Here is a 25,724-nt window from a genome sequence, read left to right on the forward strand (position 1 = left end):
AGGGGCAACATCCCGTGTACGGGGTTATTCCGAGTTTGAACGTTACGGCTCGAGTGCGTCGCGGGCCGCGATGAGCGCCGCGAGCCTCGCCGCGAACCGCGCCGGCGCATCCGCCTCGCGCTCGAGGAAGCCCCGCCCGGTCTTCGCGCCGAGGTCGCCGCGCTCGGCCCGGTCCCGCAGCATCGCGGGGGCGGCGGATGCGTCGCCGAGGGTCGGCAGGATGCCGTCGGCCACGCTCGTCCAGACGTCGAGGCCGCCGAGGTCCATGATCTCGAACGGGCCCGCGAGCGCCCAGCGCGGCCCGAGCCCGGCGGTCACCACGCGGTCGACCTGCTCGGGGCTCGCGACGCCCCGCTCGACGAGGTGCATCGCCTCGCGGTAGAGCGCCGCCTGCAGGCGGTTGGCGATGAAGCCCTCGACCTGGTGCGCGAGCGGCACGGCCGTCTTGCCCGCCGCGGTGAGCAGCGCCACCATCCGCTCGACGGTCTCCGGCGGCGTCGCGGGCCCCGGCACCACCTCGACGAGCGGCACCGTGTCGGCGGGGTTGAAGAAGTGCGCGATCACGAGGCGCGACGGGTCGCGCATGCCGGCCGCGAGCGCGTCGGCCCCGATCGACGAGGTGTTCGAGGCGATGACCGCGTCGGCGTTCGCCGCCTCGACCTCGGCGAGCAGCGCGCGCTTCAGCTCGAGCCGCTCGGGCGCGGCCTCGAGCACGAGCGTCGCGCCCTCGACCGCCGAGGCGACCGAGGCGTGGGCGGAAGCGCCGGCCGAGTCGGCTGCGCGGGCGGCGGCGGCCGGGTCGACGTCGAAGACCCGCACCTCGTGGCCGGCGCGCGCGAGCACCCGCGCGATGCCGGCGCCCATGACGCCGGCGCCGAGCACCGCGACGACCTCGCTCATCGGCCGCTCCCCCGCTCGATCCGGGCGCCGAGCCCGAAGCCGGCGATGAGCCGCGACGGCACGAGCGGCAGCAGCGGCGCCGCGAGCCGGTAGCGCCAGTCGCTCACGACGACGCCGCGCCGCCGACGCAGGGCCGTGAGCCCCTCGCGCACGACGGTCGGCGCATCCGCCCACCCGGCTCGCGGCACGGTGTCGGCCGCGACGCCCATCCGCTCGTGGAACTCCGTCGCGACGAAGCCGGGCAGGAGCGCCGTGACGGTCACGCCGTCGCGGCGATAGCGGGCGTCGAGCGCGCGCGACAGGGCGATCACCTGGGCCTTCGCCGCCGCGTACGAGCCGCTCGGCAGGCGGCCGGCGAGGCTCGCGACGTTGAGGATGCCGCCGCGGCCGCGCTCGCGCATGCCGGGCAGCGCCGCGTGCGCGAGCCGCAGCGGCACCCACGTGAGCAGCTCGTGCATGGCGCGCTCGTCGGCGATGGCGGATGCGTGGAAGGGCTCGGCGACGGCGTGCCCGGCGTTGTTGACGAGCACGTCGACCGGCTGCGCGGCGTCCTGCAGGCGCGCGGCGACCCGCTCGAGCCCGGCCTCGTCCGTGAGGTCGGCGGGCAGCACCTCGACGTCGGCCGCGCCGAGCGCGGGCAGCTCGGCCGCGAGCTCGCGCAGGCGGTCGGCGCTGCGCGCGACGAGCACGAGCGCGAAGCCGTCGGCGGCGAGCTGGCGCGCGAACTCCGCGCCGAGCCCGGCCGAGGCGCCGGTCACGAGGGCGCGCATCTGCATGGCACAACCTTGGCAGAGCCGGAGCGTCGGGACCTGCGCGAAAAGGTACGCTGATCACACCCACGCGGGAGTGGTGGAATTGGCAGACACGCAGGATTTAGGTTCCTGTGCCCACGTGGCGTGGGGGTTCGAGTCCCCTCTCCCGCACGGCGACCGCCCATCGCGCGAAGGAGCGTCCGTGCCCCACCTGCCAGCCGAGTTCCTCATCGACATCGAGGGGCTGATCTCGGGCGCCGGCGTCTGGGCGCTGCTGCTCGTGTGCGCCATCGTGTTCGTCGAGACGGGGCTGCTCGTCGGCTTCCTGCTGCCGGGCGACACGCTGCTCGTGATCGCCGGCGTGCTCTCCTACACCGGCGTCATCCCGCAGCCCATCTGGCTCGTCATGCTCTGCATCTGGGCGTGCGCGGTCGCGGGCGACCAGCTGGGCTACTTCATCGGGCACAAGGCCGGGCCGCCCATCTTCCAGCGCAAGTCGTCGGGGCTCTTCTCGCATCGCACGATCGAGCGCACCAACCGCTTCTTCCTGAAGTACGGCGCGGCGGCGGTCATCATCGCCCGGTTCATCGGGATCGTCCGCACGTTCATGCCGGTCGCGGCGGGCGTCGGGCGCATGCCGTGGCCGCTGTTCTTCCGGCTCGACGTGCTCGGCGGCCTGCTCTGGGGCGCGGGGCTGCCGCTGCTCGGCTGGGGCGTCGCGCACATCCCGGGCGTCGCCGACCTCGTCACCGAGTACATCGACCTCGTGCTGCTCGGCGTCGTCGCGATCGCCATCTGCTTCATCGTCTGGCACGCGATCCAGTCGCGGCGCGAGGTCGAGCGCGAGATCCGCGACGGCAGCGCGACGGGCGCCGTCGAGACGCTCGACCTCTCGGGCACCGGCCAGCAGCCGGGCATCGAGCGCTGATCGCCCCCTGCCCGTCGGGTCAGCCGGCGGGTCAGGCGGCGAGCCAGATCGCCTGCGCCACGTCGGGCCCGACGTCGATCGTCGTCGAGCCGCTGCGCACCTGGATCGAGCCCGAGTAGGGCTTCTGGCCGAGCACCGTCAGCCGCGCGTCGAGCGCGACCCCGGCCCCGGCGAGGAACCGCAGCATGGCCGGGTCGGCGTCCGAGATGCGCACCACCGCGCCCGCGTGGCCGACCTCCGCATCGGCGAGCAGCACCGCATCCGGTCGCCGCACCGTGCCGTCGGCGGCCGGGATCGGATCGCCGTGCGGGTCGCGCTCCGGGTCGCCGAGCGAGCGGGCGATCGAGTCGAGCAGCCGGTCGCTCAGCGCGTGCTCGAGGATCTCGGCCTCGTCGTGCACCTCGTCCCAGTCGTAGCCGTGCCGCTCGACGAGCCACGTCTCGACGACCCGGTGGCGGCGCACCTGCCGCACCGCGAGCGCGCGCCCGTCGTCGGTGAGCTCGACCGCGCCGTACGGGCGGTGGCGCACGAGGCCCGCGGCGGCGAGCTTCTTCACCATCTCGGTCACGGTGGAGTTCGCCAGGCCCAGGCGGGATGCCAGCTGCGAGGGGGTGATGGGCTCGGGCTGCCACTCGGTGTGGTGGTAGATCGCCTTGACGTAGTCCTCAGCCGCCGTCGACTGCATGACGCCTCGCTCTCGCCCACCGGATGACGAGCCCCCGGCGGGGCCCGAACAGCAACGCTAGCCCGAACGCGAGCCCCTGCGTCAGCACCACCGCGCCGCCGGGCGAGATGTCCATCCAGAAGGCCGCGATGAGCCCCACCATCGACGCGGCGACGGTGATGCCGACCGACCACGCGAGCAGCGCGTCCCACCGCACGGCGATGAGCGACGCGGTCGCGCCGGGGATGACGAGCATCGCGACGACGAGGATGATGCCGACCGCCTGCAGCGCGGTGACGACGGTGAGCGCGAGCGCGCCGAGCAGCACCGCGTGCAGCAGGCGCGGCCGCAGGCCGATCGCGTGGGCGTGGCCCGGGTCGAAGGCGACGAGGGTCAGGTCGCGGCGCAGCACGACGAGCGTCGCGCAGACGATGGCGCCGACGACGAGCACCTGGGCGATGTCGGCGTCCGAGACGCCGAGCACGTTGCCGAAGAGGATGTGCTGCAGGTCGGTCTGAGCGGGCGTCACCGACACGATCACCAGCCCGAGCGCGAACAGCGTCGTGAACACGACGCCGATCGCCGCATCCGCCTTGATCCTCGACGCCGCCCGCACGCCGCCGATGAGCGCGACCGCCCCGATGCCGAACACGGCGGCGCCGATGGCGAACGGCAGCCCCAGGATGTACGCGAGCGCGACGCCCGGCAGCACCGAGTGCGAGACCGCATCGCCCATGAGCGACCACCCCATCTGCACGAGCCACGTCGACAGCAGCGCGCAGGCGACGGCGGCGACGAGCGTCACGAGGATCGCCCGCAGCATGAAGTCGTAGGCGAAGGGCGCGAGCAGCGCGTCGACGAGCCCCGGATCCATCACCGCTCCTCCCTCGTGCCGGCGCCGAAGGCCGCGGCGATGCGCTCGGGCGTGAGCGTCTCGGCGGGCGGCCCGTGGTGCAGCAGCCGCCCGCGCAGCAGCAGCACCGAGTCGGCGAGCTCGGCCACCCCCGAGAGGTCGTGGTGCACGATCACCACGGTGCGGCCCTGGGCGCGGATGCCGCGCAGCACCTCGGTGATCTGCGCCTCGCTCGTGCGGTCGACCCCCGCGAACGGCTCGTCGAGCAGCAGCAGCTCGGCGTCCTGCGCGATCGCGCGGGCGACGAAGGCGCGCTTGCGCTGCCCGCCCGAGAGCTCGCCGATCTGCCGGTCGGCGAGGTCGGCGATGCCGAGCAGCGCGAGGGCCTCGTCGACGGCCGCGCGGTCGGCGGCGCGCGGGATGCGCAGCAGCCCCATCCGCCCGTAGCGGCCGGTCGTGACGACGTCGCGCACCGTCACCGGGAAGTCCCAGTCGACCGTCTCGGCCTGCGGCACCGAGGCGACGAGGCCGGCGCGGCGCGCCTCGGCGGGGGTGCGCCCGAGGATGCGCACGGTGCCCTCGTGCGGCACCCGCTCGAGCACGGCCGCGAGCATCGACGACTTGCCGGAGCCGTTGACCCCGACGAGCCCGGTGATCTCGCCGGTGCGGATGCGCGCGGTCACGTCGGCGAGCGCGCGCACGTCGCCGTAGCGGACGCCGAGGTGCTCGGCGACGATGGCGTCGGTCATGCTCCCAGCCCCTCCAGGATGATGTCGATGTCGTGCGCGATGAGCGCGAGGTAGGTGGGCGCCGGCCCGTCGGGCTCCGAGAGCGAGTCGACGTGCAGCCCGCCGTCGAAGCGCACGCCGGCGTTCCGCGCGATCTGCTGCTGGGTGCCCGGATGCGTCGTGGACTCGCAGAAGACGGTCGGCACGCGCGTCTCGGCGACGACGCCCGCGACCGCCGCGATCGACTGCGGCGTGCCCTGCCCGCCGGCGTTCACGGGCCACAGGCTCGCCTCGGCGAGGCCCGCGTCGCGGGCGAGGTAGCTGAAGGCGCCCTCGCACGTGACGAGCACGCGATGCTGCTCGGGCAGCCGCGCGACGCCCTCGCGGAGCCGCTCGCCCTCAGCCTCGAGCGCGGCCGTCACGGCTGCGGCGCGCGCGTCGATCGTGTCGCGCTCGGCGGGCACGAGGTCGCCGATCGCGACGCGCAGCGCCTCGACGTAGCGCGCGCCCTCGGCGGGCGAGACCCAGGCGTGGGCGTTGGGATTGCCCGCGTAGTGGCCGGTCTCGATCGGGATCGGGTCGACGACGTCGCTCAGCACGACGTGCGGCGCATCCGCGCGCTCGACCAGGATCAGCAGCCAGTCGTCGATGCCCATGCCGTTGGTGACGACGAGGTCGGCGCCCTCGGTACGCACGAGGTCGCCGGGCGTCGGCTCGTAGTCGTGCACCTCGACGCCGACGCGGGTGAGCGACTCGACCCGGGCGGCGTCGCCCGCGAGCTCGCGCGCGATGTCGGCGATCACCGTGAAGGTCGCGAGCACGAGCGGCCGGCCGTCGTCCTCGACCGCGGGCGGCGCGGGCGCGGCGCAGCCCGTCAGCGCGGCGACGACGCACGCGACGGCCACGGCGATCCTTCGCCGTCCCGCACGCTGTGATTTCGGCACACCGAAATCATGCCACAGCGTCAGCGCCCGAGCACGCGCTCCGCGAGCGCCGTGAACGCGAGCCGCCGGTGGCTGCGCGCGTCCTTCTCCTCCGGGGTCAGCTCGGCCGCCGCCCGACCGTCGGCGTCGTGCGGCACGAACACCGGGTCGTACCCGAACCCGCCCTCGCCGCGCGGCGCATCCGCGATCTCGCCCCGCCAGTCGGCCCGCACCGCGAGCTCGCCGTCGGCGTCGACCCACGCCGCGGCGCAGACGAACTGCGCCCCGCGGTCGGCGGTCCCAGCGAGGTTCTGCAGCAGCAGCTCCAGGTTGTCGCGGTCGTCGCGCGTGCCGGCGTAGCGGGCCGAGTGGATGCCGGGCGCGCCGTCGAGCGCGTCGACCTCGATGCCCGAGTCGTCGGCGAGCGCGGGCAGCCCGGTGCGCTCGTGCGCGGCGCGCGCCTTGATGAGCGCGTTCGCCTCGAACGTCTCGCCATCCTCCACGGGCTCCGGGCCGCTGTCGGGCACGAGCTCGACGCCGGGCAGCAGCGGCGCGAGGATGCGCTGCAGCTCCTCCACCTTGTGCGGGTTGCGCGTCGCGACGACCACCTGCAGGCCCCCGCCGACGACGTCGATGCCGGTCGCTCCCAGGTCGGTCATGCGCCGAGCGCCTCTCGCTGCAGCTCGGTCAGGCGCGCCGTGCCGGCGAGCGCCAGGTCGAGCATCCCGTCGAGCTCCGCGCGGTCGAAGGGCGCGCCCTCGGCGGTGCCCTGCACCTCGATGAGCAGGCCCCGGCCGGTCGCGACGACGTTCATGTCGGTGCCGGCGCGCACGTCCTCGACGTAGGCGAGGTCGAGCATCGGCTCGCCATCGATCATCCCCACCGACACGGCGGCGACGGAGTCGACCAGCGGCGTCGCGCTCTTGGGCACGCGCCCCTCGGCCTGCGCCCAGCGGATCGCGTCCGCGAGCGCCACGTAGGCGCCCGTGATCGCGGCGGTGCGGGTGCCGCCGTCGGCCTGCAGCACGTCGCAGTCGACCGCGATCGAGAGCTCGCCGAGCGCCCGCATGTCGACGCCGGCCCGCAGGGAGCGGCCGATGAGGCGCGAGATCTCGTGCGTGCGGCCGCCGACCTTGCCGCGCACGCTCTCGCGATCCATCCGCTCGTTCGTCGAGCGCGGCAGCATCGCGTACTCCGCCGTCACCCAGCCCTTGCCCTTGCCCGCCATCCAGCGGGGCACCGTGGGCATGACGGATGCGGTGCACAGCACCTTCGTGGCGCCGAAGGAGATGAGGGCGCTGCCCTCGGCCTGCTGGCTCCAGCCCCGCTCGATCGTCACGTCGCGCAGCTCGTCGAGCTGCCTGCCGTCCTTGCGTGCCATGCCTGGTCCTCTCAGTCGGTGCGGCCGGGGAGCTGGATGACCCCGGTCTGCGTGAACTCCACGTGCGTCACCTCGGGCCCGAGGAACCGGCGCGCGAGCCGCAGGAACGGCTCCTGCGCAGCGGTCGTCGCCTCGAACGCGTAGGCGGGCGCGGCGTGCTCGGGCGCGAGCATGCGCCGGTCGCTCAGGATGCGGTAGACGTCGGCGGCGGTCTCCTCCGCGCTCGACACGAGCCGCACGCCGGGGCCGGCGACGTAGCCGATCGCGCCGGCGAGCAGCGGGTAGTGCGTGCAGCCGAGCACGAGGGTGTCGAGCTCCTCGGCCAGCAGCGGCTCGAGGTACTCGTGCGCGGCGGCGAGCACCTCGTCGCCGGTGGTGACGCCCGCCTCGACGAACTCGACGAAGCGCGGCGCGGCGCCGGCCGCGACGTGCGGCACGCCGGCCTCGGCGAACGCGCGCTGGTAGGCGCCCGAGCCGATCGTGCCCGCGGTGCCGATGACGCCGATCCGCCCGGAGCGGCTCTGGCGCACGGCCGCCCGCACGGCCGGGTCGATGACCTCGACGACCGGGATGCCCATCCCCTGCTCGTAGCGCTCGCGCGCGACGTCGAGGGTCGCCGCGGATGCGGTGTTGCAGGCGATGACGAGCATCTTCACGCCCTGCGCGACGAGCGTGTCGAGCACGTCGAGCGCGAGGCGTCGCACCTCCGACTGCGCGCGCGGGCCGTAGGGGCCGTTGGCGGTGTCACCGATGTACGTGATCGACTCGGCGGGCAGCTGGTCGATGATCGCGCGCGCCACGGTGAGCCCGCCGACGCCGCTGTCGAAGACTCCGATCGGCCGCTGCACGTCGGCAAGCCTAGCCGCGGGGCGAGGGCACAGACTCGCCGAGGGGTCGGCCGGTATTGTCAGCACCCCGCGACCGGGAGGAGCCCCCGCGTGATCGAGTTCGCAGCCGTGCGCAAGGAGTACCCCGACGGCACGGTCGCCGTCGAGGACTTCAGCCTGGTCGTCCCCTCGCACGCCGTCGTCGTGCTCGTCGGCTCCTCCGGCTGCGGCAAGACGACCCTGCTGCGCATGGTGAACCGCATGGTCGATCCCACGAGCGGCACGGTCTCCATCGACGGCGACGACGTGCGCGCGATGGACAAGGTGCAGCTGCGCCGCTCGATCGGCTACGTGCTCCAGGCGGGCGGCCTGCTCCCCCACCGCACCGTCGCAGACAACGTCGCCACGGTGCCGGTGCTCGAGGGCGCGAACCGTCGCGAGGCGCGCCGCGCCGCGCTCGGCCTGCTCGAGCGCGTCGGCCTCGATCCGGCGCTCGGCGACCGCTACCCGCTGCAGCTCTCGGGCGGCCAGCAGCAGCGCGTCGGCGTCGCCCGCGCCCTCGCCGCCGATCCGAACATCCTGCTCATGGACGAGCCCTTCGGCGCCGTCGACCCCATCGTGCGCGACCAGCTGCAGGAGGAGATGCGCACGCTGCAGCGCGAGCTCGGCAAGACGATCCTCTTCGTCACGCACGACATCGACGAGGCCTTCGCGCTCGGCGACGAGGTGCTCGTGCTGCGCAAGGGCGCCGAGATCGCGCAGCGCGGCACGCCCGCCGATATCCTCGCCCACCCCGCGGACGAGTTCGTCTCGCGCTTCGTGGGCGCGGGCACCGCGCGTCGCACGCTCTCGGTGCGCGAGGTCGACGGCCGCCGGATCGTCGTCGACGGCGACGACCGCCCCACCGGCGTGCTGGCGGAGTAGGCCCAGCCCATGAACTGGCTGAGCCAGAACCTGCACATCGTGTGGTCGCTGCTGCTCGACCACCTGTGGCTCTCGATCGTGCCCATCGTGCTCGCGCTCGTCATCTCGATCCCGCTCGGCTGGCTCGCCGCCCGCTATCCGCGCGCCCGCACCGCGCTGCTGACCGGCACCGGCCTCCTCTACGCGATCCCCTCGCTGGCACTGTTCATCATGATCCCCGCGATCGTGGGCCTCTCGGCGCGCTCCCCCTGGGTCGCGATCATCGGCCTCACGCTCTACGGCTGCGCATTGATGGTGCGCGGAGCCGCCGACGCCTTCGGATCGGTCTCGCGCGAGACGATGCTCGCCGCCGACGCCCTCGGCCACTCCCCCTGGGCGCGGTTCTGGGCGGTCGAGCTGCCGCTCTCCGGCCCGGTGCTCGTCTCGTCGCTGCGGGTGATGGCGGTCTCGACCGTCAGCCTCGTCACGATCGGCGCCGTGATCGGCATCTCGAGCCTCGGCACGCTGTTCACCGACGGCTTCCAGCGCGGCATCGACGCCTCGATCATCACGGGCATCGTGCTCACGGTCCTGGTCGCCTTCGCGATCGACGCGGTCGTGCTGCTGCTCGGCAGGCTCGCGATGCCCTGGCAGGCGGCGGTGCGCGCATGAACCTGTTCGCCGAGGCTCTCGCCCACCTCTTCGACCCCGCCAGCTGGCAGGGCACGAACTCGCTCGGCCTGCGCATCCTCGAGCACCTCGGCTTCTCGGGCGCCGTGCTGCTCGCCGCGGCCGCCATCGGCATCCCCGCCGGCGTCCTCATCGGCCACACCGGCAGGGGTCGCGGGCTCGTCGTGGCGCTGACGAGCGGTGCGCGGGCGATCCCCACCCTGGGGCTGCTCACGATCTTCGGCCTCGCCCTCGGCATCGGGCTCGAGGCCCCCTTCCTCGCCCTGCTCGTGCTCGCGCTGCCGCCCGTGCTGGCCGGGGCGTACGCCGGCGTCGAGGCCGTCGACCGGCAGGTCGTGGGCGCGGCGCGCGCGATCGGCATGACCGAGCGCGAGATCGTGCAGCGCGTCGAGCTGCCGCTCGCGGCGCCGGTGCTCATCGGCGGCGTGCGCTCGGCGGCCCTCCAGGTCATCTCGACCGCGACCCTCGCCGCGTACGTCTCGAACACGGGCCTCGGCAGGCCGATCTTCCAGGGCGTCAAGGCGGGCGACTACGAGGTCATGCTGGCCGGCGCCCTGCTCGTGGCGCTGCTCTCGCTCGTCGTCGAGCTCGTCTTCCAGGCGATCCAATCCGCGGCCGGCCGTCGTGCCGAACCGCACACCGTCCCCGCGCGGGCGTCCGCCCGCGCTCCAGAGAGGAGCACCGCATGACCAGCATCCCCCGCAAGGCGGGCGCCGCCCTCGCCGCGATCGCAGCGACGGGCCTCGTGCTCACCGGCTGCGCCAACGCCGACCCGCTCGAGGAGGGCTCCGCGGAACCCACGACGAGCGGCGACGCGACGAGCCTCGTCGTCGGCTCGCAGGACTACTACTCGAACGAGATCATCGCCGAGCTCTACGCCCAGGCGCTCGAGGCGGGCGGCTACACGATCGAGCGCGACCTGCGCATCGGCCAGCGCGAGGTCTACCTGCCCGAGATCGAGTCGGGCGCGATCGACGTCTTCCCCGAGTACACGGGCCCGCTGCTGCAGGTGTGGGCCGAGGAGCCCACGGAGCGCCTCAGCGAGGACGTCTACGCCGCCCTCACCGAGGCCGCGCCCGAGGGCATCACGGTGCTCGACCAGGCGCCCGCGACCGACCAGGACTCCTACGTCGTCACGCGCGAGTTCGCCGAGGAGCACGACCTCACGACGATCGCCGACCTGGCGAACGTCGACGAGCCGCTCACGATGGGCGCCAACTCCGAGGCCGAGACCCGCCCGAACGGACCGCAGGGCCTCGCCGACACCTACGGCATCGAGGTCGGCTTCACGCCGATCGAGGACAGCGGCGGCCCGCTCACGATCCGCGCGCTGCAGGACGGCGACGTCCAGCTCGCGATCGTCTACACCGGCGACCCGTCGATCGCCGCGAACGACCTCGTCGTGCTCGAGGACCCCGAGGGCCTGTTCCTCGCCTCGAACGTCGTGCCGGTCGTGAGCGACCGCGTCGACGAGGAGGCGCAGGGCATCATCGACGAGGTGAGCGCAGCGCTGACCTCGGAGGAGCTCCTCGCCCTCAACGGCCGCTCGGTCGACGAGCAGGCGCCGGCCGCCGACATCGCCGCCGCCTGGCTCGAGGAGCAGGGCCTGCTCGGCTGAGCCTCCGCGACGACCCGGGAAGGGCGCTCACCCTCGCGGTGGGCGCCCTTCCCGTACCATCCGGTGCATCGGGATGCCGCCCCACGTCGGGCCCGTCGACACCCGCTCGTCGAGGTGCCGGAAGCCGCGGCGCTCGTAGAAGCGGCCCGCGCGCTCGTTGCCGTCGATGAGCCACAGGTACAGCGCGCGGTCGTCGACGACCGCGTCGAAGAGCGCGGCGCCGACCGCGGTGCCGTGCATCTCGGCGGCCACGTAGAGCCGGTCGAGCTCTCGCTCGGCGGGCGGCGGCACGAGCCCGAGCTCGACCTCCCAGCGGGCGGGCGCGGCGCTCGTCGCCGCGAGCCCCACGATGCGGTCGCCCTGCCACGCGATGCGGCGCACGGCGTCGCCCGGCTCCGCGAAGGCGCGCGCGAGCCCGACGACGTTCGCCTGCGCGAGCCCGCGCACCCCGAAGTCGTCGGGCAGCCTGCCCGCGTACGTGCGCTCCTGCTCCCGCACGAGGAAGGCGGCCCAGGCGGGCGCGTCGGCGGGCGTCGGCTCGCGCAGCGCGACGCCGTCGGGCAGGGGGCGGATGGTTCGGGGCACCGAGCCACGCTACCGGGCGTCGTCGAGGCGGTCGCCCCAGGCCGCCGTCGTAGGCTGGCGCTCGTGACCGACACCGCGCTCATGACCGACCGCTACGAGCTGACGATGATCGATGCCGCGATGCGCTCCGGCACCGCGTTCCGGCCCTCCGTCTTCGAGGCCTTCGCCCGCCGCCTGCCGGGCGCCCGCCGCTACGGCGTGGTCGCCGGCACCGGCCGCTTCCTCGACCGGGTCGCGGAGTTCCGCTTCGGCGACGCGGAGCTGCGCTTCCTCCGCGACCACCGCATCGTCTCGGCGGAGCTGCTCGACTGGCTCGCCGACTACCGCTTCTCGGGCGACATCCGCGGCTACGCGGAGGGCGAGCTCTACTTCCCCGGCTCCCCGATCCTGGTGGTCGAGGGCACCTTCGCCGAGGCGGTCGTGCTCGAGACCGTGGCGCTCTCGGTGCTCAACTACGACTCGGCCGTGGCGAACGCCGCGACGCGCATGACGCGCGCCGCGAAGGGGCGGCCGGTCGCCGAGATGGGCTCGCGCCGCGCGAGCGAGGAGTCGGCCGTGGCGGCCGCCCGCGCCGCGTACATCGCCGGCTTCGACGCCACCAGCAACCTCGCCGCGGGCGCCCGCTGGGGCATCCCCACCATGGGCACGGCGGCGCACTCCTTCACGCTGCTGCACGACTCCGAGGCCGAGGCCTTCCAGGCGCAGATCGACGTGCTCGGCGTCGGCACGACGCTGCTCGTCGACACGTACGACATCGAGCAGGGCATCCGCACGGCGATCGAGGTCGCCGGCACCGGCCTCGGCGGCATCCGCCTCGACTCGGGCGACCTCGCCGAGGTGGCCGCCGATGCCCGCGCGCTGCTCGACTCGCTCGGCGCGACCGGCACGCGCATCACCGTCACGAGCGACCTCGACGAGTACGCGATCGCGGGCCTGCAGGCGAGCCCGGTGGATGCGTACGGCGTGGGCACGAGCGTCGTCACCGGCTCGGGCGCGCCCGCCGCCGGCATGGTCTACAAGCTCGTCGCGCGCCAGGGCGACGACGGCGCCTGGGTGGGCGTCGGCAAGCGGAGCGAGGACAAGGCGTCGCACCCGGGCGAGAAGGTGGCCGTGCGCCGCCTCGAGGGCGGCGTCGCCGTCGAGGAGGCGGTGCTCGTCACCGACCACCGCGCGACGCTCGACCCGGCGGCCGCCGGCGGCCGCGCGCTGCAGGTGCCGCTCGTGGCGGGCGGGGAGATCGACGACCGCTGGCTCGGCCACGGGGGCGTCGAGCTGGCGCGCGAGCGCCACGCCGCGTCGGTCGAGGAGCTGCCGGTCGAGGCGCACCGCCTCGCCCGCGGCGAGCCCGCCATCCCGACGGTGTTCCGCTGAGGCCCGTGTTCCGCTGAGGCGTCCGGCGCGCGGCTACTCCTCGCGCAGGCGCTCGTAGATCTCCTTGCAGCTCGGGCAGATCGGGAACTTCTCCGGGTCGCGGCCCGGCGTCCACTTCTTGCCGCAGAGCGCCCGCACCGGCTTGCCCGAGAGCGCCGACTGCAGGATCTTCTCCTTCTTGACGTAGTGGGAGAAGCGATCGTGGTCGCCGTCCTCCACCGACTCCTCGTTGAGGAGCTTCTCGAGCTCGCGGTCGAGCACGTCGGTGCTCCCGCCGGAGCCGACGCTGCCGGGGCCAGGGCTGTCCGGTCCGAACGTGTCAGTCATGGGTCCATGATCCCACGCTCAGCCCGTTCCCGGCTCTCCTGGGCCATGCTTCTGGGGTACGCCGGGCACGGCTCGGCACCGACCGGCAGGGGGACGCCATGCGAGAGATCGACCGCGACGAGGACCTGGGCTGGATGGTCAGGACGCTCGAGGGCATCCTGGGCGTGCAGCGGCCGCTCGTCGTCAACCACCTGCGAGCGCTGCGTCGCCGCAACCCGCAGATGACCCCCGCCGAGATGCTCGGCCGGCTCGAGCGGCAGTACCTCGCCGCCGTCTCCACCGGCGGCGCCGCGGTCGGCGCGAGCGCGGTCGCGCCGGGCATCGGCACGGTCGCCTCGCTCGGGCTCACGATGGCCGAGACGATCGGCTTCCTCGAGGCGAGCGCCTTCTACGCGCAGGCGGTCGCCGAGGTGCACGGCATCGTCGTCGAGGACGAGGAGCGCGCGAAGGCGCTCGTGATGGGCATCATGCTCGGCAACGGCGGCACGGCGCTCGTGAAGCGGGCGACCGAGCGCGCCCTCGGCCGCGGCGCGGCCGGCAACGCGTTCTGGGGCGAGCTCATCACCTCGCGCCTGCCGAGCGGCTCGATGGGGCAGGTCGTCGACTTCCTGCGCCGCGCCTTCTTGCGGCGCATGGCGCGCAACACCGGCGCGTCGATGCTCGGCCGCGCGATGCCGTTCGGCATCGGCGCGGTGGTGGGCGGCGTCGGCAACAACATCCTCGGCCGGCAGATCGTGAAGGCCGCGAAGGAGGCCTTCGGGCCCGCGCCGGTCTCGTTCGACGCCAACCTGACCCCCGTCATCAAGGAGGTGCGGCCCAACCTCGGCCAGCGCATCCGCGAGGCGCGCGACATCGAGCGCGAGGGCCTCGCCGGGGGCCTGCGCCGGCTGCGCGAGCGGCGTGCGCAGGAGCCGCAGCACGAGCCGGGCCTCGGCCCGGACGAGGAGGTCGGCGGCGACGTCACCGAGCTGCGACGCGGCGACGGCGCGTCGCAGATGCAGGATGCACCCGGCGACGCGCCGTCGGACGAGAGCCGCGCGGGCTAGAGCCCGCCCAGCGTCACCTCGGCCTCGGCCTCCTGGCCGTCGCGCTGGTAGGCGATCGTCACGGTCGCGCCGGCGGCATGGGCGCGCACCTGCGCGGTCGCGTCGATCGCGTTCGTCACCGGGGCGCCGTCGACGGCGGTGATCACGTCGCCCGGCTGCAGCCCGGCCGCCTCGGCGGCGCCGCCCTCCGACAGCTCACGGATCTGCGCGCCGACCGTGCCGACGGAGGCGTCGGTCACGTCGCTGACGGTCGCCCCGAGCAGGCCGTGCGTCGCCTCGCCCGAGCCGATGAGCTCCTCGACGACGCGCTGCACGAGGCTCGACTCGATCGCGAAGCCGATGCCGATCGAGCCGGCCGACTCGCCCTGGCCCATGCTGGCGATCGCGACGTTGACGCCGACGAGCTGCCCGGAGGCGTTCAGCAGCGCGCCGCCCGAGTTGCCCGGGTTGATCGACGCATCCGTCTGCACCACGGGGATCGAGATGGCCTCCTGCGCGGCCTGCGCGCCGTTCTCCTGCCAGAACCCGAACGGCGACTGCTCGGACTGCTGCTCGTCGCCCTCGGGGGCCGCGCTGCCGGCGATGCGCAGGCCGCGGTCGACGGCGGAGACGATGCCGTCGGTGACCGAGTTCGACAGGCCGAGCGGCGCGCCGATCGCGATCGCCGTGTCGCCGACGCGCACGTCGTCGCTCGAGGCGAAGGTCACGACCGGCAGGTCGGCGTCGACCTTGATCACGGCGAGGTCGACGACGGGGTCGGTGCCGACGATCTCGGCGGCGAGCAGCCGGCCGTCGCTCGTCTCGACGGTGATGGATGCGTCGGCCGCCTGGCCGTCGAGCGTCACGACGTGGTTGTTGGTCACGATGTAGCCGCCGGCCGCGACGGCCACGCCCGAGCCCTCGCCCGAGCCCGCTTGGGACGACGCCTGCACGGTGACGACGGAGGGGCCCGCGGCGGCCGCGACGTCGGCGATCGTCTGCGGGTCGGCGACCGTCTCGCCCGTCGTGCCGGCGTCCTGCGTCGCCGACTGCGACTGCGCCTGCGGCTGCAGCGTGCCGGCGAGCGCGCCGCCGCCGAAGCCGGCCGCGCCGCCGAGCAGCGCCGCCGCGACGACCGAGGTGACGACGAGGCCGGTGCGCCGGCGCGGAGCGGCCGGCGCCGGGTGCGGCTGCGCCTGCGGGACCGGCTGGAACGGCCGGGTCGCGGCCCAGGGGTCGGGCCGGTCGGCCTGCGGCGCGGCAGCGGCCGGGGTGCCGACGGGGGCGCCGGCGGGGACGGATGCGGTCGGGTGCTGCCAGCGCCAGTCGCCCTGGGGCGGCTGCGCGGGCTGCGGTCCCATGGGGTTCGGGACGCGGTCGTGCGGGTTGCTCATGGCTTCGAGCATCGCACCGGAGTCCATGCGATTCCCATGCGGTCCCGATGTCGATCCACCGGAAGGGATGCCGGAACGGGTAGCGTCGGAGCATGGAGCAGGCACCCTGGAAGCGGACGGCGGCGGGCGCGGGCCTGCTCGGGGCGGACGGCCGGCTGGCCCCCACGATCTTCGCCGAGATGACGGCGCTCGCGACCAGGACCGGGGCGCTGAACCTCGGCCAGGGCTTCCCCGACGAGGACGGCCCGCGCGCCGTGCTCGACGCCGCGAAGCACGCGATCGACCACGGCCGCAACCAGTACGGTCCCGGCCGCGGGGCGCCCGAGCTCATCGACGCGATCATCGAGCACCAGCGGCGCTTCTACGGCATCGGGCTCGGCCGCGGCGACGTGCTCGTCACCGCGGGCGCGACCGAGGCGCTCGCCGCGACGATGCTCGCGTACCTCTCCCCCGGCGACGAGGTGATCGTCTTCGAGCCGTACTACGACGCCTACGCGGCGGTGGCGGCGCTCGCCGGCGCCGTGCTCGTGCCGGTCCCGCTCGCCGCGCCCGACTTCCAGCCCGACCCCGACCGCCTGCAGCGCGCGACGAGCCCGCGCACCCGCATGATCATCGTCAACTCGCCCCACAACCCGACGGGCGCGGTGTTCAGCGAGGAGGCGATGCGGCACATCGTGCGGGTCGCCGAGCGACGCGACGCGATCATCGTCACCGACGAGGTCTACGAGCACCTCGTGTACGACGAGCGGCACGTGCCCGTGGCGGCATTCGAGGCCGCGCGCGAGCGCCTCGTCTCGATCTCGTCGGCGGGCAAGACCTTCTCGATCACGGGCTGGAAGGTCGGCTGGATCATGTCGACGCCCGAGCGCATCGCGCAGATCGGCGCGGTGAAGCAGTACCTGACGTTCGTCAACGCGTCGCCGCTGCAGCCGGCCGTCGCGGTGGGCCTCCGCCTCGCCGACGAGCACTACGACACGATCGTGCAGACCTTCGCGCGCAAGCGCGACATCCTCGCGCGCGGCCTCCGGAAGGCCGGCTTCGCCGTGCACGACGCGATGGCGGGCTACTTCCTGCTCGCCGACGCCGCACCGCTCGGCATCGACGACGCCGCGGCGCTCGCGCGGCGGATGCCCGAGCTCGTCGGCGTGGTCGGCGTGCCGCTGTCGGCGCTCGCGCGCCCGTCGCGGCGCGACCTGCGCTCGACGATGCGCTTCGCCTTCTGCAAGTCGGACGACACGCTCCACCGGGCGGCATCGCAGCTCGCGGACCTGAAGGACGCGGTGCTCGAGCCCGCGCGCTGAGCCCTCAGGCGACGCGGTAGCGCCGGTTCGCGAGCGACGGGTTCCGCGCGCGGGTCGCCGCCGTCACGGCCGGGTCGATCGGCGCGACGGCGATGCCCTCGCCGTCGCCGAGCGCGGCGAGCGCGACGCCCATCGGGTCGACGATCGCCGAGCAGCCGACGCCGAGCGGCGGGGCCTGGTCGGCGGCGACGACGTGCACGGTCGACTCGATCGCGCGCGCCGTCACGAGCGTCGTCCAGTGGCGCTCCTTCTGCGGCCCGCGCACCCACTCCGCGGGCACGACGATCACGTCGGCCCCCGCATCCACGAGCCTGCGCGTCGCCTCCGGGAAGCGCAGGTCGTAGCAGGTCTCGATGCCGATGCGCGTGCCGAGCGCCTCGACGACGGGCGCCTGCGCGACGTCGCCGGCCGTGAGCCAGTCGGACTCGCGGGTGCCGAACGCGTCGTAGAGGTGCACCTTGCGGTACGCCTCCCGGATGCCGTCGGCGTCGACCGCGACGACCGTGTTCGCGACGCCGCCCTCGATCCGCTCGAGCATGCCGGCGATCACGAGCGCGCCGTGCGCCGCCGCGCGCTCGCGCAGCATCGCGGTGAAGGGCCCCTCGAGCGGCTCGGCGGCGGCGGGAGCGGTGGCGGCGAGGTCGGCGGAGCAGTGCTGCGAGTACTCGGGCAGCACGATGAGCCGCGCCCCGCGCTCGGCCGCGCGGTCGATCCACGCCGCGGCCGCCGCGCGGTTGGCCTCGACGTCCTCGGTCGGCGCCCACTGCACGGCGGCGGCCAGCAGCGGCGGCTCGGATGCTCTCGGGTCGCTCACGCCCCCAGCCTACGCAGGCGCGGTGGCGCGCTCAGGGCCGGGATGCGAGGATCGCGGGGACGAAGGGAGCAGGATGCTCGTCGCATTCTCCATCGCCCCGGCCACCGCGGGCCCCGACGGCTCCGTGCATGACGCGGTCGCCGCGGCCGTGCGCGTCGTCCGCGAGAGCGGGCTGCCGAACCGCACCGACGCGATGTTCACGACGCTCGAGGGCGAGTGGGACGAGGTGTTCGACGTCGTGCGGCGCGCCACCGACGCCGTCCTCGCCGTGAGCCCGCGCGCATCCCTCGTCCTGAAGGCCGACATCCGACCGGGATGGACCGGAGAGCTCGACGGCAAGGTCGTCAGGCTCGAGCACGCCCTGGAGGGGGACGCATGAGGAGTGAGCTGTTCGCCGAGGCGAACCAGGAGGCCCAGTCGACCGATCGGTGGGTCAAGCAGTCGAGCAAGATGCTGCGGGTCAACGTGTCGAACGGCGGCGACGTGCTCGCCGCGAAGGGCGCGATGGTCGCCTACCAGGGCCAGATCGAGTTCCAGCACGAGGGCGCGGGCGCCGCGCGCATGCTGAAGAAGCTGGTCACCGGCGAGGGCGCCCCGCTCATGCGGATGCGCGGCCAGGGCGAGGTGTTCCTCGCCAGGGATGCGGCGAACGTGTTCACGGTGCTGCTCGAGAACGAGGGGCTGTCGGTGAGCGGCAAGAACCTGCTCGCCTTCGACCCGAACCTGCAGTGGGACATCAAGATGCTCCGCAGCGGCAACATCATGGCCGGCGGGCTCTTCAACCTCGAGCTCGGCGGGCACGGCACCGTGGGCGTCTCGTGCGAGGGGCAGCCGCTGCTGCTCGACTGCTCGCGCCAGCCCACGTTCGTCGACCCGAACGCGGCGGTCTGCTGGTCGTCGAACCTCAGCCCGAGCGTCGTGAGCAGCATGAACATGCGCTCGATGCTGCGCGGCGGCACGGGCGAGGCCTTCCAGCTGGCCTTCCACGGCCCGGGCTTCGTCGTCGTGCAGCCGAGCGAGGGCCGGCAGCAGCCGTCGGGCTCGAACGGCGGCGGCGGGGGCGGCGGCATCGGCGGCCTGTTCGAGTAGCGCGCTCAACACCTGCCGACGGCCGCCCACGCCACGGCGCGCACCTCGAAGGGCGCTGCCGGCAGCAGGGCTCGGCAGCGCGCCGCGAGGCGCTGCCGCGCCGCGGGGTCGAGGCCCGCGACGTGGTCGCCCGCGGGGCCCACGCCCAGCTCGAACGGCGCCCACCAGTCGTCGAACGAGGCGAACGCCACGGTGACGGCGATCGGCACCTCGCGCGGGCGTGCGATGTCGGCGTCGGCGAGGATGCGCGCGAGGTCGCCCTCGCGCGATCCGGGCTGCGCCGCCTCCGAGGGCGGCGGCCCCGCTGCCACGTGGAGCGACGCCACCGCCTCCCAGAAGACGCCGAGCGGCCCCGCCGCGTGATCCCACACGCAGCACGCGACGGTGCCGCCGGGACGCGTCACGCGCACCATCTCCCGCACGCCCTGCACCGGGTCGCGCATGAAGTGCACGACGAGCTGCGCGAGCGCCGCGTCGAACGCGCCGTCCGCGAAGGGCAGCGCCTCGGCCGCCGCCTCGAGCACCTCGACGCCCGGGTGCCGTGCGCGCGCCGCGGCCACGAACGGCGGCGACGGGTCGATGGCCGCGACGTCGGCGCCGCGGCGCAGCAGCTCCGCCGTGAGCGCGCCCGGTCCGCAGCCGACGTCGAGCACGCGCGTGCGGCGGGGAGCGTCGGCGGGCACCGCGGCGAGATCCGCGAACGCCGCGGCGAGCGGCTCCGAGAACCTGCCCATGAACCGGTCGTACGACTCGGCCGAGACCGCGAACCCCATGCGCTGAGGCTACGCCCGGACATGCAGAAGAGGCGCCCTCTCGGGCGCCTCTTCTCGTGCCGCAGTTCGCGGACTTCGTTGCGGGGACAGGATTTGAACCTGCGACCTCCGGGTTATGAGCCCGGCGAGCTACCGAGCTGCTCCACCCCGCGGCACGAGAAGAGACGTTACCAGGGATGTCGCCGCTCGGCAACTCGGCTACGGCGCGGGCGACTCCGTGGGCGCCGGCTCGGCGGGAGCGGACTCCTCCGGCAGCGGCTCGCCCTCGATCTGCGCCGAGAGCTCGACGGCCTGCTGCAACGCCGCCGTGAGTCGCTGGTCGGCCTCCGCGGCCGCGACGAGGTCGTTCTCGGCGTAGGCCGCCTGGCGCTCCTGGAGCGCCGCGCCGGCCTCCTGCAGCACCGCGTCGAGCTGCGCCTGCAGGTCGGTCGAGGGCTCCTCGCCCGGCTCGGCCGGCTCCTCCCCCGGCGCCGTCGGGTCGACGTCGGAGTCGCCCGCCTCGGCGCCCGAGTCGCCGCCGAAGAGCGAGTCGAGCGCCTCGTCGAGGGTGTCCTCGAAGGCGATGTCGTCGCCGAACGCCACCAGGATCTTCCGCAGCACCGGGTACGAGGTGGCACCCGTCGACTGCAGGTAGACCGGCTGCACGTAGAGCAGGCCTCCACCGACCGGCAGCGTCAGCAGGTTGCCGTTCAGCACGTCGGACGCGCCCTGCCGCAGCAGGTTGAGCTCCCGCGAGACCTCGTCGTCGGTGTCGAAGGTGTTCTGCACCTGGCCGGGCCCCGGGATCGATCTGTCCTTGGGGAGCATCTGGAGCGTGAGCCTGCCGTAGTCCTCGGAGACCTCCCCATCCGTCGAGCCAGCATCGGCGTTCACGGAGAGGTAGCCGTAGAGGATCTCGCGGCCGTCGCGCGGGATGAACGTCGAGTAGAGCGTGAACGCCGGATCCTGCCCGTCGACCGACATCGTCAGGTAGTAGGGCGGCTGCGGCGGCGCGGGCACCTGCGAGTTCGACCACGTCGGGTCGGCGGGCGTCGACCACTGGTCGTCGCCCGAGAAGAACGTCGCCGGGTTCGTCACGTGGTAGTCGCCGAGGATGTTGCGCTGCAGCTTGAACATGTCGGCCGGGTAGCGCACGTGGCTCATGAGGTCGCCCGACATCTCGCTGATCGGCCGGATCGTGCCGGGGTAGATCTGCTGCCACGCCTGCAGCACCGGGTCCTCGGTGTCCCACGCGTACAGCGTGACCGAGCCGTCGTACGCATCCACCACGGCCTTCACCGAGTTGCGCATGTAGTTGATGATGTCGCCGGGCACGAGCGACGGGTTCGCGTTCGTGGTGTCGGCGATCGTCTGCGAGAACGACCGGTGCGACGAGTACGGGTAGCTCGACGAGGTCGTCATGCCGTCGACGATCCACACGAGCCGCTCGTCGACGACCGCCGGGTAGGTGTCGGAGTCGAGCGTCAGGTACGGCGCGACGGCCGCGACGCGGTCGCGGGGGTGGCGGTCGTAGAGGATCTGCGACTCGGAGGTGACGGCGTCGGAGAGGATGATCTGCTCGGACTGGAACTTCAGCGCGTACGCGAGCCGGTTGATGACGCTGTCGAGCCGCGGGCCGCCGTCGCCCGAGAAGGTCGTCGTCGCGTTGCCGCTGCCCTCCTCGGTCGAGCGCGGGTAGTCGAGCTCGAGGTCGGGCGAGCCCTCGGGGCCGCCGACGATCGAGTAGTCGGGGGTCGACTCGCCGAAGTACACGCGCGGCTCGAACTCGCCGAGCGCGCCGTCGGTCGGGATGCCGCCCTGCAGGAAGACGGGCTGGCCCTCCTGGCCGCGCTGGTTGCCGTACGCCGCGACGGCGCCGTAGCCGTGCGTGTAGACGATGTGGCGGTTGTACCAGCTGTCCTCGTCGAGCCCCGAGAGGTCGAGCTCGCGCAGCGCGATCACGGTGTCCTGGATCTCGCCGTCGATCTCGTAGCGGTCGACGTCGAGCTGCTCGGCGAAGCCGTAGTACTGGCGGTACTCCTGCAGGTTGGCGAAGGCGTCGGAGACGAGCGCGGGGTCGATGATGCGGATGTTCGCCGTCGTCTCGGCGTCGGCGCGGAGCGCGCCGGGCTCGGCGTCGGTGCGCGCGTCGGAGTCGGTCTCGACCATGTCGTCGACGTCCCACGCTGCACGGGTCGCGTCGATGTTGCGCTGGATGTACTCGGCCTCGAGCGTGCGCGCGCTCGGGTCGACCTGGAAGCGCTGCACGATCGCCGGGTAGGCGACGCCGACGACGAGCGACGCGGCGATGAGCAGGGCCGTGCCGACGACGGCGATGCGCCAGCGGCCGATCACGGCGGTGACGATGAAGAAGACGCCGACGAGCGCGGCGATGCCGGCGAGGATCTGCGCGCCGGGGATGGTGGCGTTGACCTCGGTGTAGCCCGCGCCGGTGGCGAGGAAGCCCTGCGAGGTCTGCGCGAGCGCCGCGTACTGGCCGAGCCAGATCGAAGCGCCGAGCGCGAGCATGTAGAGCGCGCCGATGACGGCGAGCTGGATGCGCGCCGACCGGGAGACGCGCACCTCGCGGCCCGTGACGCGGATGGCGCCGTAGAGGTAGGCCGTGGCGAGCGAGGCGACGGCCGAGATGAACAGCACCGCGAGCGCGAAGCCGAGCACCTGCTGGTAGAAGGGCAGCTCGAAGACGTAGAAGCCGATGTCGAGGCCGAACTGCGGGTCGACCTCGCCGAAGGGCTTCCTGTTGAGCCACAGCTGCGCCGTCTCCCACTGCGAGGCCGACGCGAGCCCCGAGAAGAGGCCCAGCGCGACCGGCGCCGTCCACATGCCGACCTTCCGCAGCGGCTCGACGAGCTCCTGGTAGCGGTCGAGCTGCGAGTTGAGCTGCGCGTAGACGGGGCGCGAGCGGTAGGCGATCTGCACGCTGAGGGCGACCGGCACGGCCATCGCGACGAAGCCGATGAGGAACATCACGAGCATCGACAGCCAGCGCGTCTGGAGCACCTGGATGAAGCCGAGCTGGTCGAACCAGAGGATGTCGGCGTAGAAGCCCGAGAACATCACGAAGGCGCCGATGATGGCACCCACGATCAGCACCGTCACCAGGAGCGGCGAAGGGCCCCTCCTGCCCGTCGTCGAGGCGGTCGGTCGTTCGGCGTTGGCGGACACGTCGTGGAGCTCCAAGCTGTGGTGCGGGCGGTGCCGCCCATCGTATCCGCCGAGCCTATGAGGCCGGTGCGGCTCCGCAGACCGGCAGCCCCGAGGTGTCGGCGTTCATCGCCACCGCCTCGACGGCGGCGATCGCGTCGTCGAGCGTCTCGACGGCGTACACGGTGAGCCCCTCCGGCACGTGCCCGACGACCTCGCCGCAGTTGTCCGCCGGCGCCAGGAAGTGCGTCGCGCCCGCGTCGACCGCGCCGTGCATCTTCTGCACGATGCCGCCGATGCCGCCCACGTCGCCGAGCGCCGAGATGGTGCCCGTGCCCGCCCACTGCGTGCCCGCGGTGAGCGCGCCCGGCGTCAGCTCGTCGACGATGCCGAGCGCGAACATCATGCCGGCGCTCGGCCCGCCCACGTTGGGCAGCTGGATGTCGACCTCGAAGGGGAACTCGAACTCGTTGGCCGGGTAGATGCCCACGAGCCGCTGGTCGCCCTCCACGAGCGGCGTCACCTCGACCGTCAGCGGCTCGCCGTCGCGCTCGATCTCGAACGACGTCGCGCCGTCCACGGCGGCGATCGACTCGCGGATCGACCACACGTCGTAGGCGGTGTCGCCGTTGACCCGCAGGATGCGGTCGTCCTCGCGCAGGACGCCCTCGGCGGGCGAGCCGTCGATGACGCCCGCGACGCGCACGTCGCTGTCGACCGGGTAGCCCTCGTGCAGCAGCGCGGCCGCGATCGCGGCTGCCTGCGAGTTCTGCATCTCGATGCGGCCGGCCTCGTTCGAGTCCTGCACCGACACGTCGGGCGGGAACGCCGCGTCCATCGGGATGATCGAGTCGGAGGGGTCGAGGTACGCCTCGGCGACGTCGACCCACGTCAGCGGCCGCTCGGGGTTGCCGAAGAGCGAGACGGTGAGCAGCCGCAGCTCGCCCTCCGTGGGGTAGGTCTCGACGCCCTCGATGGAGATGAGCGGTCCCGCATCCGTCTCGCCCAGGGTGTCGAACGTCGGCCCCGGCACCTCGACCACGTAGGGCGACGGCACGAACGCGAGCGCGAGCGAGGCGGCGCCGGCGGCCGCGAGGCCGACCCAGCCGATGCGCCGCAGGCGCCTCGGGCGGATGTCGGGGAAGCGCGGACGCGCGTGCTGTTCGCGGACGGCGGAGGGCGTCAGGGGCGCGATCCCGGCGGGTTCAGACATGACGGGGCTAGCGTAGTCGCATGCCTGAGGACTCCGACGACCGCCGCCCTGAGGACGAGCTGCGAGAGATGCTGCAGCGCTTCCTCTCGGGCGAGGGGCCCATCGACCCCACCCGCCTCGCGGGCGCGGCGGGCATGCCCGCCGACCCCGCGCAGCTGCAGGCGCTCATGGCGCAGCTGCAGGCGGCGCTCTCGCGCACGGAGGACGGCATCGACTGGTCGGCCGCCACGCGGCAGGCGTCCGCCGCCGTGCAGCGCGACCCCGGCTCCGTCACGAGCGCCGAGCGCGACGCCGTGCGCCAGGCCGCCGACCTCGCCGCCCTGTGGCTCGGCGAGACGACCGACATCGGCGTGGCCGCGACCGAGCTGCAGCTGCTCTCGCGCCAGCAGTGGGTCGACGCCACGATGCCCGTCTGGCAGGAGATGAGCGAGCCGGTCGCCAACAGCATCGCGAGCGCCCTCACGCGCGCCATGCAGGAGCACGCGCCGGAGGAGGCGCAGGAGATGCTCGCGGGCGCCGAGCGCATCCTGCGCAACGTGGGCGGCACGATGTTCGCGATGCAGCTGGGCACGGTCGTGGGCCAGCTCGCGCGCGAGACCGTCGCGGGCGGCGACTTCGGCTTCCCGCTGCTCGAGGGGCACGGCGCGCTGCTCCCGGTGAACCTGCGCACCGCCGCGGAGGGGCTCGAGATCCCCGAGGACCAGGTGCGCATCTGGATGGCGGTGCGCGAGCTCGCCCACGCGCGCCTGTTCCACCACGCGCGCTGGCTGCGGCTGCACGTGCTCTCCTCCGTGCGCGAGTACGCCGAGGGCATCCGCATCGACGTCGACCGCCTCGAGGAGCTCGCCGAGACCTTCGACCCCACCAACCCCGAGGAGCTGCGGCAGGCGCTGCAGAGCGGCGCGCTCATCCCGCCGAAGACCGACGAGCAGGTCGAGACGCTCGCGCGGCTCGAGACGACGATCGCGCTCATCGAGGGCTGGGTCGACGCCGTCACGGAGTCGGCGACGCAGCGGCTGCCGCGGCGCGACGCGATCGCCGAGACCGTGCGGCGCCGCCGCGCCTCGGGCGGCCCGGCCGAGAAGGCGTTCGGCACGCTCGTCGGCCTCGAGATCCGCCCGCGCAGGCTGCGCGAGGCCGCGGCGTTCTGGCGCGCGGTGACGGATGCGGTGGGCCCGCAGGTGCGCGACTCGCTCTGGGACCAGCCCGACCTCATGGCCGGCTCGGCCGACATCGACGACCCCTCGCGCGTGATCGCCCGCCTGCAGGGCGCGGGCGAGCTCGACGAGATGGACCTCGCGCTGCAGGAGCTGCTCGACGACGCCGAGCGCGGCGCGGCGGAGCCGGCGGCGGGGTCCGAGCCGGCCGACGGCGAAGGGCCCGCTGCCGAGGAGGCCGGCGCCGACGAGGCCAGCGTCGACGAGCCAGCTGCCGACGAGGCCAGCGCCGACGAGCCCGAGCCCGACGACGACGCGGACGGCGGGCCGACCCGGGCCTGAGCCGGGGCGCCGCCGCGCCTGT

General features: G+C 73.9%; 27 protein-coding genes and 2 tRNA genes. 12 read left to right on the plus strand and 17 right to left on the minus strand.

The window, feature by feature from the left end; translation table 11 throughout:
- Positions 1 to 42: 42 nt before the first annotated feature.
- Complete coding sequence (locus AC1RNL_RS08965) at positions 43 to 900, minus strand: 3-hydroxyacyl-CoA dehydrogenase family protein (protein ID WP_246991648.1); 858 nt, start codon at positions 898 to 900, stop codon at positions 43 to 45.
- On the minus strand, positions 897 to 1,676 hold the full coding sequence (locus AC1RNL_RS08970; RefSeq protein WP_246991650.1) for an SDR family NAD(P)-dependent oxidoreductase: 780 nt from the start codon (positions 1,674 to 1,676) through the stop codon (positions 897 to 899). Before AC1RNL_RS08970 ends, AC1RNL_RS08965 begins: the two co-directional genes overlap by 4 nt.
- Positions 1,677 to 1,740: 64 nt before the next feature.
- Here AC1RNL_RS08970 and AC1RNL_RS08975 point away from each other — a divergent pair.
- A tRNA-Leu gene (locus AC1RNL_RS08975) sits at positions 1,741 to 1,823 on the plus strand.
- 31 nt (positions 1,824 to 1,854) lie between these two features.
- A complete protein-coding gene (locus AC1RNL_RS08980) occupies positions 1,855 to 2,580 on the plus strand; it encodes a DedA family protein (RefSeq protein ID WP_128188442.1) in 726 nt (241 codons plus the stop codon).
- Positions 2,581 to 2,611: 31 nt separating this feature from the next.
- Here AC1RNL_RS08980 and AC1RNL_RS08985 read toward each other — a convergent pair whose 3' ends face one another.
- From AC1RNL_RS08985 to murI, 7 genes are read right to left on the minus strand one after another with little or no spacing between them, the layout of a single operon-like run.
- Positions 2,612 to 3,265 carry a metal-dependent transcriptional regulator gene (locus AC1RNL_RS08985; protein ID WP_128188441.1) on the minus strand — a complete coding sequence of 218 codons (654 nt, stop codon included), beginning with the start codon at positions 3,263 to 3,265 and terminating at the stop codon, positions 2,612 to 2,614.
- Positions 3,246 to 4,118 (minus strand): metal ABC transporter permease, encoded by an 873-nt coding sequence (locus tag AC1RNL_RS08990; protein WP_246991652.1) that lies wholly within the window; start codon positions 4,116 to 4,118, stop codon positions 3,246 to 3,248. The genes AC1RNL_RS08985 and AC1RNL_RS08990 overlap by 20 nt, the downstream gene beginning before the upstream one ends.
- Positions 4,118 to 4,846: a metal ABC transporter ATP-binding protein gene (locus AC1RNL_RS08995; RefSeq protein ID WP_128188439.1), complete on the minus strand. Its 729-nt coding sequence runs from the start codon at positions 4,844 to 4,846 to the stop codon at positions 4,118 to 4,120. Before AC1RNL_RS08995 ends, AC1RNL_RS08990 begins: the two co-directional genes overlap by 1 nt.
- Positions 4,843 to 5,730: a metal ABC transporter solute-binding protein, Zn/Mn family gene (locus AC1RNL_RS09000; RefSeq protein WP_492935025.1), complete on the minus strand. Its 888-nt coding sequence runs from the start codon at positions 5,728 to 5,730 to the stop codon at positions 4,843 to 4,845. The genes AC1RNL_RS08995 and AC1RNL_RS09000 overlap by 4 nt, the downstream gene beginning before the upstream one ends.
- 59 nt (positions 5,731 to 5,789) lie before the next feature.
- Positions 5,790 to 6,407 (minus strand): RdgB/HAM1 family non-canonical purine NTP pyrophosphatase, encoded by a 618-nt coding sequence (gene rdgB / locus AC1RNL_RS09005; protein ID WP_492935026.1) that lies wholly within the window; start codon positions 6,405 to 6,407, stop codon positions 5,790 to 5,792.
- A complete protein-coding gene (gene rph / locus AC1RNL_RS09010) occupies positions 6,404 to 7,129 on the minus strand; it encodes a ribonuclease PH (protein ID WP_492935027.1) in 726 nt (241 codons plus the stop codon). Before rph ends, rdgB begins: the two co-directional genes overlap by 4 nt.
- 11 nt (positions 7,130 to 7,140) lie before the next feature.
- Entirely contained in the window at positions 7,141 to 7,977 is an 837-nt protein-coding gene (murI, locus tag AC1RNL_RS09015) for a glutamate racemase (RefSeq protein ID WP_128188435.1), read from the minus strand.
- A 90-nt stretch (positions 7,978 to 8,067) separates the two neighbouring features.
- Between murI and AC1RNL_RS09020 the strand changes: the two genes are divergently transcribed.
- The 4 genes from AC1RNL_RS09020 to AC1RNL_RS09035 are packed head-to-tail and all read left to right on the plus strand — an operon-like array spanning position 8,068 to position 11,167.
- Positions 8,068 to 8,880 carry an ABC transporter ATP-binding protein gene (locus tag AC1RNL_RS09020; RefSeq protein WP_492935028.1) on the plus strand — a complete coding sequence of 271 codons (813 nt, stop codon included), beginning with the start codon at positions 8,068 to 8,070 and terminating at the stop codon, positions 8,878 to 8,880.
- A gap of 9 nt (positions 8,881 to 8,889) precedes the next feature.
- Complete coding sequence (locus AC1RNL_RS09025) at positions 8,890 to 9,531, plus strand: ABC transporter permease (RefSeq protein WP_492935029.1); 642 nt, start codon at positions 8,890 to 8,892, stop codon at positions 9,529 to 9,531.
- Complete coding sequence (locus AC1RNL_RS09030; RefSeq protein ID WP_400529762.1) at positions 9,528 to 10,238, plus strand: ABC transporter permease; 711 nt, start codon at positions 9,528 to 9,530, stop codon at positions 10,236 to 10,238. Before AC1RNL_RS09025 ends, AC1RNL_RS09030 begins: the two co-directional genes overlap by 4 nt.
- The gene (locus tag AC1RNL_RS09035; RefSeq protein WP_146356739.1) at positions 10,235 to 11,167 is read left to right on the plus strand and encodes an ABC transporter substrate-binding protein; all 933 of its coding nucleotides are present in this window, start codon (positions 10,235 to 10,237) and stop codon (positions 11,165 to 11,167) included. The genes AC1RNL_RS09030 and AC1RNL_RS09035 overlap by 4 nt, the downstream gene beginning before the upstream one ends.
- Before the next feature lie 27 nt (positions 11,168 to 11,194).
- Here the strand turns inward: AC1RNL_RS09035 and AC1RNL_RS09040 are convergent, their stop codons facing one another.
- Positions 11,195 to 11,752, minus strand: coding sequence for a GNAT family N-acetyltransferase (locus tag AC1RNL_RS09040; protein WP_492935030.1), 558 nt, complete (start codon positions 11,750 to 11,752; stop codon positions 11,195 to 11,197).
- 81 nt (positions 11,753 to 11,833) lie between these two features.
- Between AC1RNL_RS09040 and AC1RNL_RS09045 the strand changes: the two genes are divergently transcribed.
- Positions 11,834 to 13,123: a nicotinate phosphoribosyltransferase gene (locus tag AC1RNL_RS09045; RefSeq protein ID WP_435869492.1), complete on the plus strand. Its 1,290-nt coding sequence runs from the start codon at positions 11,834 to 11,836 to the stop codon at positions 13,121 to 13,123.
- A gap of 33 nt (positions 13,124 to 13,156) precedes the next feature.
- Here AC1RNL_RS09045 and AC1RNL_RS09050 read toward each other — a convergent pair whose 3' ends face one another.
- Complete coding sequence (locus tag AC1RNL_RS09050; protein ID WP_146356735.1) at positions 13,157 to 13,450, minus strand: DUF3039 domain-containing protein; 294 nt, start codon at positions 13,448 to 13,450, stop codon at positions 13,157 to 13,159.
- 98 nt (positions 13,451 to 13,548) lie between these two features.
- On the opposite strand from AC1RNL_RS09050, the gene AC1RNL_RS09055 reads away from it, so the two are divergent.
- Positions 13,549 to 14,496: a hypothetical protein gene (locus AC1RNL_RS09055; protein ID WP_246991685.1), complete on the plus strand. Its 948-nt coding sequence runs from the start codon at positions 13,549 to 13,551 to the stop codon at positions 14,494 to 14,496.
- Here AC1RNL_RS09055 and AC1RNL_RS09060 read toward each other — a convergent pair.
- Positions 14,493 to 15,869, minus strand: a complete 1,377-nt coding sequence (locus AC1RNL_RS09060) for a S1C family serine protease (RefSeq protein WP_400529757.1) — start codon at positions 15,867 to 15,869, stop codon at positions 14,493 to 14,495. The genes AC1RNL_RS09055 and AC1RNL_RS09060 overlap by 4 nt on opposite strands.
- 92 nt (positions 15,870 to 15,961) lie before the next feature.
- Between AC1RNL_RS09060 and AC1RNL_RS09065 the strand changes: the two genes are divergently transcribed.
- On the plus strand, positions 15,962 to 17,170 hold the full coding sequence (locus AC1RNL_RS09065; RefSeq protein WP_492935031.1) for an aminotransferase class I/II-fold pyridoxal phosphate-dependent enzyme: 1,209 nt from the start codon (positions 15,962 to 15,964) through the stop codon (positions 17,168 to 17,170).
- A gap of 4 nt (positions 17,171 to 17,174) precedes the next feature.
- On the opposite strand, the gene AC1RNL_RS09070 is transcribed toward AC1RNL_RS09065, so the two are convergent.
- Positions 17,175 to 17,984, minus strand: a complete 810-nt coding sequence (locus tag AC1RNL_RS09070; protein ID WP_492935032.1) for a carbon-nitrogen hydrolase family protein — start codon at positions 17,982 to 17,984, stop codon at positions 17,175 to 17,177.
- A gap of 73 nt (positions 17,985 to 18,057) precedes the next feature.
- Between AC1RNL_RS09070 and AC1RNL_RS09075 the strand changes: the two genes are divergently transcribed.
- Both AC1RNL_RS09075 and AC1RNL_RS09080 read left to right on the plus strand, forming a co-directional pair.
- Complete coding sequence (locus tag AC1RNL_RS09075; RefSeq protein WP_128188425.1) at positions 18,058 to 18,363, plus strand: thiamine-binding protein; 306 nt, start codon at positions 18,058 to 18,060, stop codon at positions 18,361 to 18,363.
- A complete protein-coding gene (locus AC1RNL_RS09080; protein WP_128188424.1) occupies positions 18,360 to 19,073 on the plus strand; it encodes an AIM24 family protein in 714 nt (237 codons plus the stop codon). The genes AC1RNL_RS09075 and AC1RNL_RS09080 overlap by 4 nt, the downstream gene beginning before the upstream one ends.
- Positions 19,074 to 19,078: 5 nt before the next feature.
- On the opposite strand, the gene AC1RNL_RS09085 is transcribed toward AC1RNL_RS09080, so the two are convergent.
- The 4 genes from AC1RNL_RS09085 to AC1RNL_RS09100 all read right to left on the minus strand — a co-directional run bounded on the left by AC1RNL_RS09085 (position 19,079) and on the right by AC1RNL_RS09100 (position 24,203).
- Positions 19,079 to 19,846, minus strand: a complete 768-nt coding sequence (locus tag AC1RNL_RS09085) for a class I SAM-dependent methyltransferase (RefSeq protein WP_492935033.1) — start codon at positions 19,844 to 19,846, stop codon at positions 19,079 to 19,081.
- Positions 19,847 to 19,924: 78 nt separating this feature from the next.
- Positions 19,925 to 19,998, minus strand: a tRNA-Met gene (locus tag AC1RNL_RS09090).
- 46 nt (positions 19,999 to 20,044) lie between these two features.
- A complete protein-coding gene (locus tag AC1RNL_RS09095) occupies positions 20,045 to 22,945 on the minus strand; it encodes a UPF0182 family membrane protein (protein ID WP_492935034.1) in 2,901 nt (966 codons plus the stop codon).
- Positions 22,946 to 23,066: 121 nt separating this feature from the next.
- On the minus strand, positions 23,067 to 24,203 hold the full coding sequence (locus tag AC1RNL_RS09100; protein ID WP_128188422.1) for a YlbL family protein: 1,137 nt from the start codon (positions 24,201 to 24,203) through the stop codon (positions 23,067 to 23,069).
- A gap of 20 nt (positions 24,204 to 24,223) precedes the next feature.
- On the opposite strand from AC1RNL_RS09100, the gene AC1RNL_RS09105 reads away from it, so the two are divergent.
- On the plus strand, positions 24,224 to 25,702 hold the full coding sequence (locus tag AC1RNL_RS09105; protein WP_492935035.1) for a zinc-dependent metalloprotease: 1,479 nt from the start codon (positions 24,224 to 24,226) through the stop codon (positions 25,700 to 25,702).
- Positions 25,703 to 25,724: the final 22 nt, after the last annotated feature.

It is taken from the genome of Agrococcus sp. GW821-FHT14H11, from assembly GCF_058803545.1.

Coding starts and splice junctions, on each gene's coding strand:
- rdgB (WP_492935026.1), bottom strand. CDS start 6,407: ATGACCGACCTGGGAGCGACCGGCATCGACGTCGTCGGCGGGGGCCTG.
- AC1RNL_RS09035 (WP_146356739.1), top strand. CDS start 10,235: ATGACCAGCATCCCCCGCAAGGCGGGCGCCGCCCTCGCCGCGATCGCA.
- AC1RNL_RS08970 (WP_246991650.1), bottom strand. CDS start 1,676: ATGCAGATGCGCGCCCTCGTGACCGGCGCCTCGGCCGGGCTCGGCGCG.
- rph (WP_492935027.1), bottom strand. CDS start 7,129: ATGGCACGCAAGGACGGCAGGCAGCTCGACGAGCTGCGCGACGTGACG.
- AC1RNL_RS08990 (WP_246991652.1), bottom strand. CDS start 4,118: ATGGATCCGGGGCTCGTCGACGCGCTGCTCGCGCCCTTCGCCTACGAC.
- AC1RNL_RS09085 (WP_492935033.1), bottom strand. CDS start 19,846: ATGGGGTTCGCGGTCTCGGCCGAGTCGTACGACCGGTTCATGGGCAGG.
- AC1RNL_RS09055 (WP_246991685.1), top strand. CDS start 13,549: ATGCGAGAGATCGACCGCGACGAGGACCTGGGCTGGATGGTCAGGACG.
- AC1RNL_RS08965 (WP_246991648.1), bottom strand. CDS start 900: ATGAGCGAGGTCGTCGCGGTGCTCGGCGCCGGCGTCATGGGCGCCGGC.
- AC1RNL_RS09100 (WP_128188422.1), bottom strand. CDS start 24,203: ATGTCTGAACCCGCCGGGATCGCGCCCCTGACGCCCTCCGCCGTCCGC.
- AC1RNL_RS09045 (WP_435869492.1), top strand. CDS start 11,834: ATGACCGACCGCTACGAGCTGACGATGATCGATGCCGCGATGCGCTCC.
- AC1RNL_RS08995 (WP_128188439.1), bottom strand. CDS start 4,846: ATGACCGACGCCATCGTCGCCGAGCACCTCGGCGTCCGCTACGGCGAC.
- AC1RNL_RS09105 (WP_492935035.1), top strand. CDS start 24,224: ATGCCTGAGGACTCCGACGACCGCCGCCCTGAGGACGAGCTGCGAGAG.
- AC1RNL_RS09075 (WP_128188425.1), top strand. CDS start 18,058: ATGCTCGTCGCATTCTCCATCGCCCCGGCCACCGCGGGCCCCGACGGC.
- AC1RNL_RS09060 (WP_400529757.1), bottom strand. CDS start 15,869: ATGAGCAACCCGCACGACCGCGTCCCGAACCCCATGGGACCGCAGCCC.
- AC1RNL_RS09065 (WP_492935031.1), top strand. CDS start 15,962: ATGGAGCAGGCACCCTGGAAGCGGACGGCGGCGGGCGCGGGCCTGCTC.
- AC1RNL_RS09050 (WP_146356735.1), bottom strand. CDS start 13,450: ATGACTGACACGTTCGGACCGGACAGCCCTGGCCCCGGCAGCGTCGGC.
- AC1RNL_RS09030 (WP_400529762.1), top strand. CDS start 9,528: ATGAACCTGTTCGCCGAGGCTCTCGCCCACCTCTTCGACCCCGCCAGC.
- AC1RNL_RS09080 (WP_128188424.1), top strand. CDS start 18,360: ATGAGGAGTGAGCTGTTCGCCGAGGCGAACCAGGAGGCCCAGTCGACC.
- AC1RNL_RS09025 (WP_492935029.1), top strand. CDS start 8,890: ATGAACTGGCTGAGCCAGAACCTGCACATCGTGTGGTCGCTGCTGCTC.
- AC1RNL_RS08985 (WP_128188441.1), bottom strand. CDS start 3,265: ATGCAGTCGACGGCGGCTGAGGACTACGTCAAGGCGATCTACCACCAC.